The 13,529-nt window shown below is 66.5% G+C and carries 8 protein-coding genes and 1 pseudogene; 3 read left to right on the top strand and 6 right to left on the bottom strand.

The features are described from left to right. Together BQ7388_RS11445 and BQ7388_RS03255 are read right to left on the bottom strand one after the other, a co-directional pair. A partial coding sequence (locus BQ7388_RS11445; RefSeq protein ID WP_327196106.1) for a helicase-related protein occupies positions 1–748 on the bottom strand: 748 nt, incomplete at its 3' end. Continuing rightward, positions 649–1,824, bottom strand: a pseudogene (locus BQ7388_RS03255) (RecQ family ATP-dependent DNA helicase); the annotation flags it as partial. The pseudogene BQ7388_RS03255 and the gene BQ7388_RS11445, both read right to left, overlap by 100 nt. A gap of 432 nt (positions 1,825–2,256) precedes the next feature. On the opposite strand from BQ7388_RS03255, the gene BQ7388_RS03250 reads away from it, so the two are divergent. From BQ7388_RS03250 to BQ7388_RS03235, 3 genes are all read left to right on the top strand, one after another. Next, positions 2,257–2,580: a DUF1292 domain-containing protein gene (locus BQ7388_RS03250; RefSeq protein ID WP_062531703.1), complete on the top strand. Its 324-nt coding sequence runs from the start codon at positions 2,257–2,259 to the stop codon at positions 2,578–2,580. Between the two features lie 1,423 nt (positions 2,581–4,003). After that, positions 4,004–5,281 carry a PucR family transcriptional regulator gene (locus BQ7388_RS03240; RefSeq protein WP_072500437.1) on the top strand — a complete coding sequence of 426 codons (1,278 nt, stop codon included), beginning with the start codon at positions 4,004–4,006 and terminating at the stop codon, positions 5,279–5,281. Positions 5,282–5,858: 577 nt separating this feature from the next. Then, entirely contained in the window at positions 5,859–7,070 is a 1,212-nt protein-coding gene (locus BQ7388_RS03235; RefSeq protein ID WP_062531698.1) for an NADP-dependent isocitrate dehydrogenase, read from the top strand. Positions 7,071–7,082: 12 nt separating this feature from the next. On the opposite strand, the gene BQ7388_RS03230 is transcribed toward BQ7388_RS03235, so the two are convergent. From BQ7388_RS03230 to BQ7388_RS03215, 4 genes are all read right to left on the bottom strand, one after another. Continuing rightward, positions 7,083–8,726, bottom strand: coding sequence for an ATP-binding cassette domain-containing protein (locus BQ7388_RS03230; protein ID WP_072499767.1), 1,644 nt, complete (start codon positions 8,724–8,726; stop codon positions 7,083–7,085). Continuing rightward, positions 8,720–9,640, bottom strand: coding sequence for a hypothetical protein (locus BQ7388_RS03225; RefSeq protein WP_072499766.1), 921 nt, complete (start codon positions 9,638–9,640; stop codon positions 8,720–8,722). The genes BQ7388_RS03230 and BQ7388_RS03225 overlap by 7 nt, the downstream gene beginning before the upstream one ends. A 439-nt stretch (positions 9,641–10,079) precedes the next feature. Beyond that, on the bottom strand, positions 10,080–11,723 hold the full coding sequence (locus tag BQ7388_RS03220; RefSeq protein ID WP_234946803.1) for an ABC transporter ATP-binding protein: 1,644 nt from the start codon (positions 11,721–11,723) through the stop codon (positions 10,080–10,082). A gap of 66 nt (positions 11,724–11,789) precedes the next feature. Beyond that, entirely contained in the window at positions 11,790–13,529 is a 1,740-nt protein-coding gene (locus tag BQ7388_RS03215) for an ABC transporter ATP-binding protein (RefSeq protein WP_072499764.1), read from the bottom strand.

Below are 13,529 nucleotides of genomic sequence, written 5' to 3'. Positions count from 1 at the left end.
GGAAGGCGGCAGAGGCGCCGACGCCGCTCTCGCCTGGGCGTGCCGCATCGACGCGCGTCCCCGAGCCCTGGCCGAAGTAGCCCAGGATGCGGGCGCGCAGACAGGAGTCGCTCATCGCGTAGCCGATCATCTGGCCCAGGAGGCGCTCGCGGCTCTGGGTGAGCGCGGCGCACTCGGCCTCGTCCAGCTCGGGCGGGAAGTCTCCGGAGTCGATGAGGTAGTGGCAGGTGCGGATGTCACCCCGGCTCCAGAGCAGGTAGCACTCGGCGGGCTCGCCGTCGCGGCCTGCACGGCCCGCCTCCTGGTAGTACTCCTCGAGCGAGAGCGGCAGGCCGCAGTTGATCACGTAGCGGACGTCCGACTTGTCGATGCCCATGCCGAAGGCGTTGGTGGCCACCATGACGCGGGCGTCGTCGCGCACGAAGCGCGCCTGGGCCTCGCGGCGCAGGCCGTTGTCGTAGCCGGCGTGGTAGGCGACGGCGGGGACCCCGGCCTCGCGCAGGGCCTCCGCAAGGGAGTCGACGCGCTTGCGGCTGGTGGCANGACGGAGCAGGAGCCGCAGCCCTCCCGCCCCTGGAAGGCGGCAGAGGCGCCGACGCCGCTCTCGCCTGGGCGTGCCGCATCGACGCGCGTCCCCGAGCCCTGGCCGAAGTAGCCCAGGATGCGGGCGCGCAGACAGGAGTCGCTCATCGCGTAGCCGATCATCTGGCCCAGGAGGCGCTCGCGGCTCTGGGTGAGCGCGGCGCACTCGGCCTCGTCCAGCTCGGGCGGGAAGTCTCCGGAGTCGATGAGGTAGTGGCAGGTGCGGATGTCACCCCGGCTCCAGAGCAGGTAGCACTCGGCGGGCTCGCCGTCGCGGCCTGCACGGCCCGCCTCCTGGTAGTACTCCTCGAGCGAGAGCGGCAGGCCGCAGTTGATCACGTAGCGGACGTCCGACTTGTCGATGCCCATGCCGAAGGCGTTGGTGGCCACCATGACGCGGGCGTCGTCGCGCACGAAGCGCGCCTGGGCCTCGCGGCGCAGGCCGTTGTCGTAGCCGGCGTGGTAGGCGACGGCGGGGACCCCGGCCTCGCGCAGGGCCTCCGCAAGGGAGTCGACGCGCTTGCGGCTGGTGGCATAGACGATCCCGCTCTGCCGGGCGTGGTCGCGAACGTAGCCCAGGACCCAACGCTCGCGTTCCTTGGGCGTGAGCTCGAAGCTGTGAAGGAAGAGGTTGGGACGGTCGAAGCCGCTCACCTGCGTGAGCGGGTCGCGGAGGCCCAGGAGGCCCACGACGTCGGCACGCACGCGACTGGTCGCCGTCGCGGTGAGCGCGGCCACGACGGGGCGCTGCGGCAGGCGTCCCACGAAGTCGGCGATGCCCCGGTAGGCGGGGCGGAAGTCCTGTCCCCACTGGCTCACGCAGTGGGCCTCGTCCACGGCGAGGAGCGGGACCCGGGCACGGGTCGCGAAGTCGAGGAAGCGCGGGTCCTGCAGACGCTCGGGGGCGACGTACATGAGGTCGTACCAGCCGGCCAGGGCGCGCGCCATGACGACCTCCTGCTGGCGCGGGTTGAGGCTGGAGTTGAGGTAGGAGCCGCGAATGCCGGCGGCCTTGAGCGAGCGGACCTGGTCGCCCATGAGCGAGATGAGCGGCGACACCACGAGCGTGAGGCCGCCCAGCAGCACGGAGGGAACCTGGTAGCAGACGGACTTGCCGGCGCCGGTGGGCATGACGGCGAGTGCGTCCCGACCCTGGAGGATGGCCTCGACGACCTCGCCCTGGCCAGGCCGGAAGCCCTCGTAGCCAAAGTAGTGGCGCAGGGCCTCGCGGGCGCCGTCCATGGTGGGCGGGAAGGATGGGCCCGGCGCGGGTGGGATGGGGGCATGGCGGGAGGGGATGGACGACCTGCGGGAGAGGGTGGCGTCTGTCATGTTGCGTTGCTCCTCTCCCCCGGTCATGCCGGACACGAGTGGCCCGTAAGTGGGTCTAACCGCGCCGTCTGTCGCGCTGGCCGCGCGGAACGAGCGCAAGTCAGCAGAATTTCAAATTCTGCTGACCGGATTTTATCTACCTGCAGTTTTGCCAATGAAGTCAGCATTATCTCAAATTTTGCCGACTTGGCGCCTTGATCACAGCACGACGTGCGGCCATACCCTCCCCAATGGCAGGGCAATTGGGGACGCTTGCCGTTGACGCGCCACCTTCCGCGCGCGGCCTGCTACAGTCCCACTTACGTACGCGCACGGGCGCGCACACCACCCAGGGAGGTACCCATGAGCGAGCACGAGCACGACGAGGAAGAGGTCGACTTCATCGAGATCGACTTCGACGACGGCAGCACGGTGCGCTGCGAGGTCCAGGGCATCTTCGAGCTGGACGGCGACGAGTACATCGCCCTCCTTCCCGATGACGACAGCGACGAGGTCTACCTCTACGGCTACAAGGAGTATCCCGAGGAGGGGACCTACGAGCTGGTGGACATCGAGTCCGACGAGCTGTTCCAACGCGTCTCGGACCGCTACGACGAGGCGGCAGCCGAGGAGGAGCTCGAACTCGCCGAGGCCGAGGGCGACGCCGAGGAGGAAGACGCGGAGTAGCGTCCCCTTGAGGCACGGCGGCATGCAGGCTCTGGCCCGGCAGCGGCTCGTTCCGCTGTCGGGCCTCCTCATGCCGCGCGCGGTGGCACGCCCCTCTCGCACAAAACTGTATTCGTGCGAGAGGAAATCGCGTCGTCCCAGTTGCCGCCTTGCTTCGCTCGCACGCCAGGCCGATCGTGCGAACGCCGCATGGCACCCGCGAGCGCGTGGACGCCGGGAGCGGAACCCTCGGGTAGTAAGCTAGGACGGAACACGAACGCCCCGCCGGCGCCCACATAGGAGTCCAAACATGCCAAAAATGACCGCAGGCAACCGCCTGTACTTCTACCAGCTGCTCTCCACCAGAATCGGCACCCTCAGGCAGGTCCCGCTCGCACAAGTCGAGGAGCTCTTCGAAGCGGAGGACCTGCGGCCCGAGGACGTGGGCGCTCCCGACATCCAAGGCGTGATGGAGCTCCTCCACGACTTCGTCCGCCTCACCGTATTCAAAAAGGGTCGCGTCTACGTGACGGTCCAGCCCCAGGAGGATTGGGACGCCGTCCTGGCACGGGCGGCAGGGCAGGTCGCGGGCGAGAAGGCCGCGCCGGTGGCGGGCGCGAGGTCTTGGAAGCACAAGAAGAGCAACAAGGACCCCAAGCCAGCGAAGCCGCGGCACCAGCGCGCCAAGAAGAAGTCCACGGCAGGGCCGGAGCCGGAGGTCGCGGCGGAGCCGGCAATCGTGGCGCTACCGACAACCGCGACGGAGCCGGAGGTCGCGGCAGCTGAAGGGCCCACGAACGAAAGCATGCCCGCAGCCATGGCAAAACCCGAAGTCACGGTGGCCACAGAGCCCGAAGACGTGACCACGGCAGCACCAGAGGCGGCGACAGAGCCCATGGATGCGGCGGAAGTCGCAGACAAGGACGAGACGCGCCTCTCCGTCGCGGACCCAGGGGCAGGCGAGAGGCCCGTCGCCCCCTCGCCCGAGCCCACCATCAGGCTCACCATCACCTATGACCCCTACGACGGCCTGGAGGAGGAACTTGCCCGGACCGCCGACGCTGCGGAAGGACAGGTCGAAACGGAGCGGGAAGGCACCACGATGGCGGCCGAGTCGCAGCCCGACCCCACTGCCGTAGCAAAGGCCGNCGTCCTCGACCGCATCGAGCGCGTCCTTGATGGTCAGGACCTTCCTGACGTCCTCCGCCGAGAGCACCAACAGCCGTGACATCCGCAACCTCCCCTTCCGGGATTCTCACTCGTATGCCCCAGAGCTTAGCGAGGCGTCAGAGGCAGCTCCACGGTCACTTGTTGTGAAAACCTACAACCACTTGAGGAAGGCATTCTCACCACTTATCTCTTTTTGACCTTTCCATCTTGTCTTTCTGTACGTTTTTCCATCTATAGTTGAGAAAAACTGTTGCTTTCAACAAGATTGGTGGCCATGCTCTACACGGTTTCCGACTTCCAGCGCCTCTATGCGGACTCGCTGCGGCTCGTGGCGGGACAAGGCGGACTCGCGCGCACCATCGACGAGGTGGGGATCCTCGACTACGAGCTCATGTCCGGGCTGCGCGACAAGTACCAGCGCAAGAACCTCGCGCCTCGCCAGCTCGTGCTCTCGACCTTCCTCTATGCCAAGGACGACCCCTATCTCATCGGCGAGGCAGTGCGCACGCTGGTCGCCGAGGGCGCGAGCGCGCTGGTCATAAAGAACGCGCTGCACCTGCCCCTGCCGGAGTCAGCCCTGCGCTACGCCAACGCGCGCAACCTCCCCCTCTTCGTCGTCCAGTCGGACGGCTTCTTCTTCGACCAGGTGATCGTGGAGGTGACCGGTCGCATACGCGACCTGGGGTCGGCGTCGTTCGCCGCAAACCAGATCGACCTCGCCCTGCGAGAGGACGCGAGCCCGCGTGAGGTGAGGGAGTGCGCACTGGCGATCAACCCCTCCTTCGAGGAGCGTGTCGCCTGCCTGTACCTGCGTCTCGACGAGGAGCCTGACCCCCAGGAACTGAGCCGGATCGAGGCCGCCTTCCTTCGCAGCTCGCTCGCAGGGGTGGGCAGCGCCCTGGTCTGCTACCACAGGGGAATCCTCGCAATAGTGACGACGGACCCGGAGGAGAGGATCGACCTCGCCGGTTGCATGGAAGTGCTTCGCTCCGAGGTCCTGGCCGGTGCGGGAGCGTCCGCTGGCGGGCGGCCGCAGCCACTGGGGGTGACGGCGGGCGGGTCGCTGCCGTCAGAAGCGACGCCCGGCAACGGACGGCCGCAGCCGCTGGGGGCGAGCTCCGTCCACCTGGGACTCGAGGACTTTGCCCAGGCGCTCCACGAGGCACTGTGGGCGAGCGCCTTCGCAGGACAGGACGACATGCACGCGGGCAGGAGCCTCCGCTTCGACGCGCTTGGAGTGGAGAAGGCCCTGCTTCCCTTTGTGGGAAGCAGCCAGATGGCGGGTTACTCTCACTCGCTGATGGAGCCCCTGAAGGAGTTTGACGCCGCCCACGAGGGGCAGCTCATGGCCACGCTCGCCTGCTTCCTGAGGGAGGGGCAGAGCGTGGGCCGTTGCGCTCAGGAGCTGGGACAGCACCAGAACACGATACGCTATCGACTCGACCGGATTGCCCAGGTGACGGGGCTCTCGCCCCGGAAGTCGGAGCAGATGGAGCAGCTCGCGCTCGCCTGGCGCGTCATGCGCTGCCGAGAGGTGCTGGGCCTGGACTGAGGATGCGGCGCCTCTCGCCCACCGAACCGTTGCCAGCCACCCACTTCGCGGTCCTTGCGCGGGAAGCTCGATGTGGGTTGGAGATGTACCGCGGGAAGCGCGATGTGGGTTGGAGATGCGTCGCGGGAAGCGAGATGTGGGTCGTTTCTCACCTGCACGACCACCGTGAACCACCCACTTCGGCACTCCCGCGCGAAAAGGTCGAAGTGGGTGGACAAGCTGCCATGGCAGGCGAGAAATGAGTGAATTCTCACCCGCACGCACCTCGTGAACCACCCACTTTGCGGTCCTCGCGCGGGAGGGGCGAAGTGGGTGAGAGGAACCGCCGCCGCAATCCCGAAGTGGGCGATTGAGACGGCACCGCGGGCGAGGAGCGAGCGGATTCTCGCTCGAGTCCACCGCAACCGACCCCTCATCCCATTGCTACCATCGCGCAACGTCACCGCCGCACGCCGCGACCCTCTCCCCCGCTGCGGCTACACTGGGAAGCAGCCCGCACGCGAGGGCGCTCGCAACCCCTGCCCCGCCCCTCGCCCGGAACCATCACAGCCCACGCGCGAAGCCCCCGGAGGCAGACATGTCCAAGATCCGCATGACCACCCCCCTCGTAGAGATGGACGGCGACGAGATGACCCGCATCATCTGGCAGATGATCAAGGACGACCTGATCCTGCCCTTCGTGGACCTCAAGACCGAGTACTTTGACCTCGGCCTCAGGAACCGCGACCTCACGGACGACCAGGTGACCATCGACTCCGCCGAGGCCACCAAGCGCCTGGGCGTGGCCGTGAAGTGCGCCACCATCACCCCCAACGCCCAGCGCGTCGAGGAATACGGCCTCAAGAGGATGTGGAAGAGCCCCAACGGCACCATCCGTGCCATGCTGGACGGCACCGTGTTCCGCGCGCCCATCGTGGTGCGCGGCATCGAGCCAGTCGTCCGCAGCTGGAAGCGCCCCATCACCATCGCCCGCCATGCCTACGGTGACGTCTACAAGAACGCCGAGGTCCGCGTGCCCGGGACCGGCCGCGCCGAGCTCGTCTTCACCGCCGCCGACGGCAACCAGACCCGCGAGCTCATCCACGAGTTCGAGGGGCCCGGCGTGATCCAGGGCATGCACAACCTGGACTCCTCCATCACGAGCTTCGCCCGCAGTTGCTTCGAGTACGCGCTGAGCACCAAACAGGACCTGTGGTTCGCCACCAAGGACACCATCAGCAAGACCTACGACCACCGCTTCAAGGACGTCTTCGCCGAGCTCTATGAGGACGAGTACCGCACGCGCTTCGAGGCGGCGGGCATCGAGTACTTCTACACCCTGATCGACGACGCCGTCGCACGAGTCATGAAGGCCGAGGGTGGCTTCATCTGGGCCTGCAAGAACTACGACGGGGACGTGATGAGCGACATGCTCTCCAGTGCCTTCGGAAGCCTTGCCATGATGACGTCCGTGCTGGTCAGCCCCCACGGCTACTACGAGTACGAGGCCGCCCACGGCACCGTGCAGCGCCACTACTACAAGCATCTGGCAGGCGAGAGGACCTCGACCAACTCGGTCGCGACGATCTTCGCCTGGAGCGGGGCGCTGCGCAAGCGCGGCGAGCTGGACGGGCTGGACGGGCTCTGTGGCTTTGCCGACCGCCTGGAGGCGGCCACCATCGAGACCATCGAGGCAGGCCAGATGACGGGCGACCTCGCACGCATCACGAGCCTGCCCGAGCCCGTCACGATGGACACCGAGGAGTTCATCTTCGCCGTGGCCGAGAGGCTGCGGGGGCTGCAGGAGTAGGGGTTCTGCGGCCTATGCCGCCACCAGGCGTTTCTCTCTAATCCACACCGATCGGCCGCAGATGTCTGCGACGAGGTCGCTGTGCGTGGCAACGACGACGCGCACGCCCTCGGACTGCAGGTCGACGAGCAGGTCTAATATGACACGCTCCGTCTCCTCGTCCAGCGAACCCGTTGGCTCGTCCGCAAGCAGGATCCGCGGCCTCCTCACGAGGGTCTGGACCAATGCCACGCGCTGGGTTTCGCCACCAGACAACCTTCCTGCCCTCTTGCGCTGATAGAGCGGGAGCCCCACGCGCTCCAGCAGGAGCCCCGCCTCCTCCACGGCATGGCTGGCATGAGACAGTCCGAGCAGCACGTTGTCCAGCATGCTGCGGTCGGTCAGAAGACGCGGAACCTGGGTGACGTAGCCAATGGTGCCCTGGCGTATCCGCACCAGCTCCCTGACGCTCTTCGGCAGCAAGATGCCATCAAGGCGGTACTCGCCATCGTAATCGGCGTCTAGGCCAGCCAACATGCGCAACAGCGTGGTCTTCCCCGCACCGCTGCGCCCGCGGATAGCCACGCTCGAGCCAAGGTGCCACAGGGCCGCATCTCGCCTCTCCCTTTGCGACGAGAGCTGCCACGAGACCACCGTCGCAAGCCCCAGGAGCACTGCCGCGAGGAGTGCCAGCGTGCAGACGACCAGGGACACGTTTGACAGCACGAGGTTTCTAATGAGCCTGAACTGGATGAGGTACTCCGGTGTGCCAAGCAACGCATAGCTCGTGAAGCCCGTCCTCTGGCCGATGAGCGCAAGCTCGTTGGCTACGGAATCGGGCGAAGAGCCCTCGTCCAGGGCGATGTCGCCCGACACCATGGCAAAGGCGAGTGCTCTGTTGAAGTCCTCGTCGTCACCCACTCCCCTTTTTACCGAGTCGAGCCTGAGGGGATAGGGGATGACCACCATCTCGTCCAACGAGTAATTGAAGTCTCCCTTGTAGAAGACGGCCGAACGCTCCTCGAGGAAGCCGACGACCTCAAAGGTGAGGGGCCTCGTATAGAACCAGGCATCGATCCTATCGCCCACCTTATACAGACGAGAGTACCCAGAGCCCAGCACCACCGGCTGGCACGTATCGACCTCGTAGGTCACGGCGGCCCAATCGACCTTGCCAGAGCCGTCCGCAAGGCGAAGGCCATAGAAGTCCCAGGCGTTCTTGTCCAGTTGGACTGCAGGGACGTCGTAGGCCAGCCCGCCAAGGACCTTGTCCTCGTACGGACAGGGATCCCAGCTCCACCCAAACGCAACCACGGCAAAATCGCGAATCGGCTCCGAATGCCTGACGGCGATGGGCTGCCCGAATATGGACAGATACGTGCCGCCCGACAGGTCATGGGACAGGGCGTTGTAGAAGCCTTGCACGCGTCCGATCCCGTCGAGGTCACCCTTGTAGCCCTGGAACTCGACCATCCCGAGCGTGTCCGTTATCGACACGAACTCATGCTCGGCACCATCCCGCAAGCTCGTCTTGAACAACCCGACGGCAGAGGCGGAGAACGACGCGAGGCAATAGGTGACCGCCAAGAGGGTGCCAAGAAGGACGCTCCTCGCCACGCGCGGGAACAACCCCAGACGCAGGTCATAGAGCAGCTCACGCACGAAGGCCCTCACCATGGCAGAGCCTCCTTAGACGAGGCGCAGAAGGAGGCTGCAAAGACCATACAGACGGCGAGGGCGGGAGCCAGGGCGGCCACGTCCCTCCCCGAGACGCGCATCACAGGCAGCAAGACGAGCGCCAAGGCCGCGAGGCAGCACATGAGCAAGGTCCCCACGACCTGGAGAAGAACCCTCCGCCAAGACACGCCCAAGACGATGCACGAATGCACCCATGGTGCTACGAGGCGCGCCATGGTCACGCCCGCCACGACGGAGCCAAGAAACTCTCCCACGACGCCAAGCCGGATCAGAACCGGCGAGATGACGTCGACGTTCGTGCGGTCGGAGGCTCCGGCCGCCATGGGCGCGACCCTCACGTCCGGAGCAATCTCCCTCAGTCGCCTTACCGCCCCCGCCCCATCGATGACAACCGTCCCGCCGACGCCGCTCCTTGCGAAGACCTCCTCGTCGGCAATGAGGACGGAGCGGTCAAGGAGCGATTCGCTTCCCATGCCGAGCCGTCCCACCAGGGAAAACCGCTCAAATCCAAAGGGGACGAACTGGCTCCCGCCAATCGTCGTGGCGCCCACCCTGTTTCCCGCCACTGCGGAATGGGCTGCCAGTGGCTTCGTCTGGCTGCCGAGCGGATGCGGGTAGTCAAAGGATTCGGGATGCGCGGCGACGAACGCACGCACGATGCCGAAGTCGTCCAGGTCGACGAATGCACGCGCGTCTCCGGCAATCTCGTGCACGAGCCGGACGGCGGTTGCGGGAGTGACATCGACCCGCAGGGCAGACGTGGAGCAGGGGTTTCTTCCCTCGAGGCTCAGCTGCCGCTGCACGACCCAATAGACATAGAGGGAGGTCGAACCCAGCATGAGCAGGGACAGCACGAACGCGAGCAAGGCGACGCGCGGTTTGGTCAGCGGCATATGTGTCACCCGACAAGAACGGGCCCGCCTTTCATGGGCGAGCCAGCTTCAATAAAGCTGCTTTTCATAATAAGTTGATTCACGTATATACAATCTACCTAATTTTAAAGATATTTTCAATTTTCTACTTAAGCAAATGGGTTTTCAAATTGTACGTGTCCAATCGTTCGTCGGCATATTTCTTGGGAGGAAGTACCGACAAACCGAATGCCGAAGCCGGGTTCGCGTCGCAACCGACGGGTTGTCGGCACTTCTGCCTTGGCAAAGCACCGACAAATCGGCCCGGGAGAAGGACTCCCCCCTCCCGGGCCGACGCGTCGCTACCAATTTGCACTAGCCTTCCGCCCAGGCAAGCCGTCGAGCATGGCACCTATCAGACCAGCAGGCCGGACGCCCGCCACGACGCCAGCCCGCCGCAACGCCGGCCCGCCCCTCTCGCCTAGATGGCCCAGCCCTCGCTCTGCCGCTGCAGGCCCACCATGTGGGCGAACGTGCCACCCGCCGCCAGCAGGTCCTGGGGCCTCCCCTGCTCGCTCACGCGGCCGCCCTCCAGCACCACAACCTTGTCCGCGTTGGACACGGTGCGCATGCGGTGCGCGATCACCAGCGTGGTCTTGCCCCTGAGCAGGGTCGAGAGCGCCCTCTGGACCTTGGTCTCGTTCTCCACGTCGAGCGACGCCGTCGCCTCGTCCAAAAGCACGATCGGCGCGCCCTTGAGCATGGCGCGGGCGATGGAGATGCGCTGGCGCTCGCCGCCGGAGAGACGGCTGCCGTTCTCGCCGATCATCGTGCCGTACCCCTGCGGCAGCCTGTCCACGAACTCGTCGCAGTTGGCCGCGCGCGCCGCAGAGAGGACCTCCTCGTCGGTGGCCCCGCGGCGTCCCAGGCGGATGTTCTCCATCACCGTGTCGTCGAAGAGCATGACGTCCTGGAACACGACGGAGCAGTGCCCGTAGAGCGTCTCGGGGTCGACCGTGGACACGTCGACGCCGCCCACCCTCACGGCACCGGAGTCGGCGTCCCACAGGCGGGCAACCAGGCGCGCGCAGGTGGACTTGCCGGAGCCCGAGGGCCCGACCAGCGCCGTGACCTCGCCCTCGCGCGCGATGAAGCTCACGTCGTCCAGCACGCTCTCCGCGCCGTCGCCGTAGCGGAACGCCACGTGGTCGAACTCGATGTCATGCCCTGCGGGCGAGAAGTCCTCGCTGCCCGTGGCGAGCGGCTCGTCAAAGAAGCGGCGGAGCCTGTCGGACGAGACCTTTGAGGCGAGCAGCTCGTACACCAGCGCGAGCGACTGGTCGAACGGCGCATAGATGCGCGAGATCGCCAGAAGGAACATGAAGAGGGTCAGGAAGTCGGTGCCGCCCGAGGCAATCAGCATGGCGCCCACGAGGATCGTGGTGGCGATTCCCAGGCGCAGGGTGATCGAGCACCCGTTCACGAAGACGCCGCCCGCGAGCTCGGACCTGAGGTTCGCCGCCTCGGACTCGTCGACCTTCCGGTTGACGGAGCGGAGGTAGCCGTCCACCTGGTTGGTGGCGTGGACCTCGCGCACGCTGTCGAGCATCTCCTGGATGGCGTCGGAGACCTCGACCCCCTTCTGGCGACCGACCACCTGCAGGGGGCGCACCCAGCGCTGCGAGGCGAAGAGCAACCAGAACGCGACGGGCACGGTCCAGAGCGCCGCGATGGCCAGCTGCCAGTTGAAGGCGAGGAGGCCCACCGCGACGATCGCCGTCGAGACGAACGAGCCATAGAGGTAGCCCAGCACGTGCGACCACACGTGCTCCAGCTTGTCCACGTCGCCCATGACCGTCTCGGTCAGGTCCGCCAGGTCATGGCTGCCGAAGAACGAGAGCGGCAGCTTGCGCAGGCGCTCGGCGAGCGAGATGCGGATCTTGGACACCTCGTCGTACACGGTGCCGTAGGTGTTGTTGTACTGCTGCATGTGCGTGACGAACGAGAGCACGAAGAAGGCGAGGCAGCCCACGAGGTAGGGAATGGCCGACGGAAGGCCCGCCTGGCCCTGGTAGGCCGCCATGAGGTCGCGCATGAGGAAGTAGAGCAGGCTCATGCTGGACATGACCACGAGGTTCACGACCACGGTCCAGANCGCCAGCCCGCCGCAACGCCGGCCCGCCCCTCTCGCCTAGATGGCCCAGCCCTCGCTCTGCCGCTGCAGGCCCACCATGTGGGCGAACGTGCCACCCGCCGCCAGCAGGTCCTGGGGCCTCCCCTGCTCGCTCACGCGGCCGCCCTCCAGCACCACAACCTTGTCCGCGTTGGACACGGTGCGCATGCGGTGCGCGATCACCAGCGTGGTCTTGCCCCTGAGCAGGGTCGAGAGCGCCCTCTGGACCTTGGTCTCGTTCTCCACGTCGAGCGACGCCGTCGCCTCGTCCAAAAGCACGATCGGCGCGCCCTTGAGCATGGCGCGGGCGATGGAGATGCGCTGGCGCTCGCCGCCGGAGAGACGGCTGCCGTTCTCGCCGATCATCGTGCCGTACCCCTGCGGCAGCCTGTCCACGAACTCGTCGCAGTTGGCCGCGCGCGCCGCAGAGAGGACCTCCTCGTCGGTGGCCCCGCGGCGTCCCAGGCGGATGTTCTCCATCACCGTGTCGTCGAAGAGCATGACGTCCTGGAACACGACGGAGCAGTGCCCGTAGAGCGTCTCGGGGTCGACCGTGGACACGTCGACGCCGCCCACCCTCACGGCACCGGAGTCGGCGTCCCACAGGCGGGCAACCAGGCGCGCGCAGGTGGACTTGCCGGAGCCCGAGGGCCCGACCAGCGCCGTGACCTCGCCCTCGCGCGCGATGAAGCTCACGTCGTCCAGCACGCTCTCCGCGCCGTCGCCGTAGCGGAACGCCACGTGGTCGAACTCGATGTCATGCCCTGCGGGCGAGAAGTCCTCGCTGCCCGTGGCGAGCGGCTCGTCAAAGAAGCGGCGGAGCCTGTCGGACGAGACCTTTGAGGCGAGCAGCTCGTACACCAGCGCGAGCGACTGGTCGAACGGCGCATAGATGCGCGAGATCGCCAGAAGGAACATGAAGAGGGTCAGGAAGTCGGTGCCGCCCGAGGCAATCAGCATGGCGCCCACGAGGATCGTGGTGGCGATTCCCAGGCGCAGGGTGATCGAGCACCCGTTCACGAAGACGCCGCCCGCGAGCTCGGACCTGAGGTTCGCCGCCTCGGACTCGTCGACCTTCCGGTTGACGGAGCGGAGGTAGCCGTCCACCTGGTTGGTGGCGTGGACCTCGCGCACGCTGTCGAGCATCTCCTGGATGGCGTCGGAGACCTCGACCCCCTTCTGGCGACCGACCACCTGCAGGGGGCGCACCCAGCGCTGCGAGGCGAAGAGCAACCAGAACGCGACGGGCACGGTCCAGAGCGCCGCGATGGCCAGCTGCCAGTTGAAGGCGAGGAGGCCCACCGCGACGATCGCCGTCGAGACGAACGAGCCATAGAGGTAGCCCAGCACGTGCGACCACACGTGCTCCAGCTTGTCCACGTCGCCCATGACCGTCTCGGTCAGGTCCGCCAGGTCATGGCTGCCGAAGAACGAGAGCGGCAGCTTGCGCAGGCGCTCGGCGAGCGAGATGCGGATCTTGGACACCTCGTCGTACACGGTGCCGTAGGTGTTGTTGTACTGCTGCATGTGCGTGACGAACGAGAGCACGAAGAAGGCGAGGCAGCCCACGAGGTAGGGAATGGCCGACGGAAGGCCCGCCTGGCCCTGGTAGGCCGCCATGAGGTCGCGCATGAGGAAGTAGAGCAGGCTCATGCTGGACATGACCACGAGGTTCACGACCACGGTCCAGAAGATCCCCTTTTTCACGTTTGCCGCCCCCTGCTCGGAGAGGCCGTGGCGCTTCCGAAGGTCGAACAT

Source organism: Olsenella phocaeensis, assembly GCF_900120385.1.
Classification (GTDB): domain Bacteria; phylum Actinomycetota; class Coriobacteriia; order Coriobacteriales; family Atopobiaceae; genus Olsenella_I; species Olsenella_I phocaeensis.
Note: the sequence above shows the minus strand (reverse complement) of the source record. Positions and strands in the feature narration are given on the sequence as shown.